Genomic DNA, 1968 nt, shown 5'->3' with positions numbered 1-1968 from the left:
TATGACAATCATAACAAGTGTCCACTAAAAAATAAGTGGACACTATCCAGTCAGTTGGTAGCGCGCTCAAGATGGGGTTACCGGACGCTTACGATAGTTCTGTCATCCTTCACACACTTGTAGATCTCTGCGTAGATCACTGAACTGTCTGTTCCTGCAGACAGCACTCCTACCACCAGCAGAAACATGAGGACGTGCTTGTTCATACCGCGAGGCCTCAACGAAACCAAGTTTAATGTTAACACGATATCCATGGGCCTGGTTGAAGGGGCCGGTGTCGTTGAAAGGCCAGATAAACGGGTTGTGGTCCTGCCGGGATGGTTGATTTACACTTGAAGTATTGAACAACTATTGAGCAGTCGTCAGGCCCGGTCTCAAGAGACAGGCTTTTGTCGCGTCCGCCAATGGTGATAAAGGTAAACGAACGCTGAGGAGAGAGACATGGCGCTAAATGCTTATCTTCGCCTCAAGATTGACGGCAGTGATATTGATGTCGCCCCAGGCGAGGATAACTCCGCCATAACAATGGGAGGCATCGATGTATCCACTGCGCTTGAGACTATGTTCTTCAAGGCTTCCATGGATATGGAGGGCAGCTCTGGAGAGTTGAGAGCCTCCACTTATCCGGAAGTCAAACCCGCCGAGTTCTGGGTTCGTATTGGGAAAAGCACCCCCCAACTTGCCCAGGCTTTTTGCCAGAGAAAACGTGTAGATCTGTCGCTGGAAGTTTTCCACCTGAATCATGAAATCGGAGATATTGAACTTCTGTTCAAATATGAAATTGATCAGGGGCGCATCGTCCGGTTTGAACTGGAGAATCCGAGTACCTTTGAAGGAGCCAGTGCATCCTATCCGGCGTTAGTTCGATTGGGAGTGATTCCCCACATTATCCGGTGGCAGTCGGTAACTCAGAGGCGGGAGTTTGAGTACAACTGGAGTGCTCGAAGTTAGAGGCCGCTGATACCACATAGTTTTTCGGGGGAGGCGCAAAAAATGATTATGCGCCTCGAATGGGTTCAATCTCCGTAGATGTCGAAATCAAAGTATTTGCCGGCCCTCTTATCGTAAGTACCATCAGCCCGAATGGCGCAGTTTTCTGATGATGTTGTCCTGAAAAGTGCTTCGATTCAATAAATTGCGATCTAGCCTGTTGTGGTAACGAGATCCCAAGAGAGTGTATATGCGCACGCACGGTTTCTCGTAAATGAGGTTGATTGACCTTCTTGGATTTCACACTGGAATCAGTGGGCTGGAGGAACTATCTTCAAATTGTTGGAATGGAAAAATGCGCGTGCGCGATATACACATGTTATAGCGCGAAACTTCCTATAGGTTGTAGGAGATGACATGGAAACAATAAAAATTGTACATATTTCTGATTTGCATATCTCTGAGCATTTAACAAGAGGCGCTGATTCTCACTTTAAGTGGCCTCACAGGTATGGTCATAATATGCAAGCCTTTTTAGCCTTAGATGGATTTCTGAAAAAGAAAGATTGGGATTTGCTAGTAATTACCGGGGATGTGTCAAGGATTGGTAACAGTGAAAGTTTTGAGTATGTAAGAAATTGGTTGGAAAATGAAATAAATATTGGAGCCCATAGTGTAGGGCTGAATCTTTCCAAGGATGAAAATAGAAGATATATAATTATTCCTGGCAACCATGATAGATTTAATGGCGCTAAGGTCCAAGGCTCTTTAGAAAAGTACAATCACGAATTCCCCGTAGTAAGGTCTGGCACCACTGAATCTTTATTTGTTTCAGATGTGAGGGTTAATATACATCTTTATGATAGCACTCAGGATAATCATAGTTTTGCCTACGGTTTCATTGACCAAAAAAACCTAACACCTAAGAATTGTGCGCCTGAAGACTTAGGGAGAGTCTGAATAACCCCAAGGTTCTGAGGTAATTCAAACTCTCGACGATATATGGCCGAATATTCAGAGTGTTTTTCCGGCCATTTT

The 1968-nt window shown here is 44.9% G+C and carries 3 protein-coding genes; 2 read left to right on the top strand and 1 reads right to left on the bottom strand.

Annotated features, from left to right (window positions below; all coding sequences use genetic code 11):
* Positions 1-77 precede the first annotated feature (77 nt).
* Positions 78-206 carry a hypothetical protein gene (locus F566_RS37825; RefSeq protein ID WP_281169093.1) on the bottom strand — a complete coding sequence of 43 codons (129 nt, stop codon included), beginning with the start codon at positions 204-206 and terminating at the stop codon, positions 78-80.
* Between the two features lie 235 nt (positions 207-441).
* On the opposite strand from F566_RS37825, the gene F566_RS0100170 reads away from it, so the two are divergent.
* The gene (locus F566_RS0100170) at positions 442-951 is read left to right on the top strand and encodes a type VI secretion system tube protein Hcp (protein ID WP_020404966.1); all 510 of its coding nucleotides are present in this window, start codon (positions 442-444) and stop codon (positions 949-951) included.
* 396 nt (positions 952-1347) lie between these two features.
* Entirely contained in the window at positions 1348-1890 is a 543-nt protein-coding gene (locus tag F566_RS0100165; RefSeq protein WP_020404965.1) for a metallophosphoesterase family protein, read from the top strand.
* The last annotated feature ends 78 nt before the right edge of the window (positions 1891-1968 follow it).

Origin of the sequence: Hahella ganghwensis DSM 17046, assembly GCF_000376785.1 — a bacterium.
In the GTDB taxonomy this organism is placed as follows: domain Bacteria; phylum Pseudomonadota; class Gammaproteobacteria; order Pseudomonadales; family Oleiphilaceae; genus Hahella; species Hahella ganghwensis.
This window is presented reverse-complemented; position numbering and strand designations above follow the sequence as displayed.

Coding starts and splice junctions, on each gene's coding strand:
- F566_RS37825 (WP_281169093.1), bottom strand. CDS start 206: ATGAACAAGCACGTCCTCATGTTTCTGCTGGTGGTAGGAGTGCTGTCT.
- F566_RS0100170 (WP_020404966.1), top strand. CDS start 442: ATGGCGCTAAATGCTTATCTTCGCCTCAAGATTGACGGCAGTGATATT.
- F566_RS0100165 (WP_020404965.1), top strand. CDS start 1,348: ATGGAAACAATAAAAATTGTACATATTTCTGATTTGCATATCTCTGAG.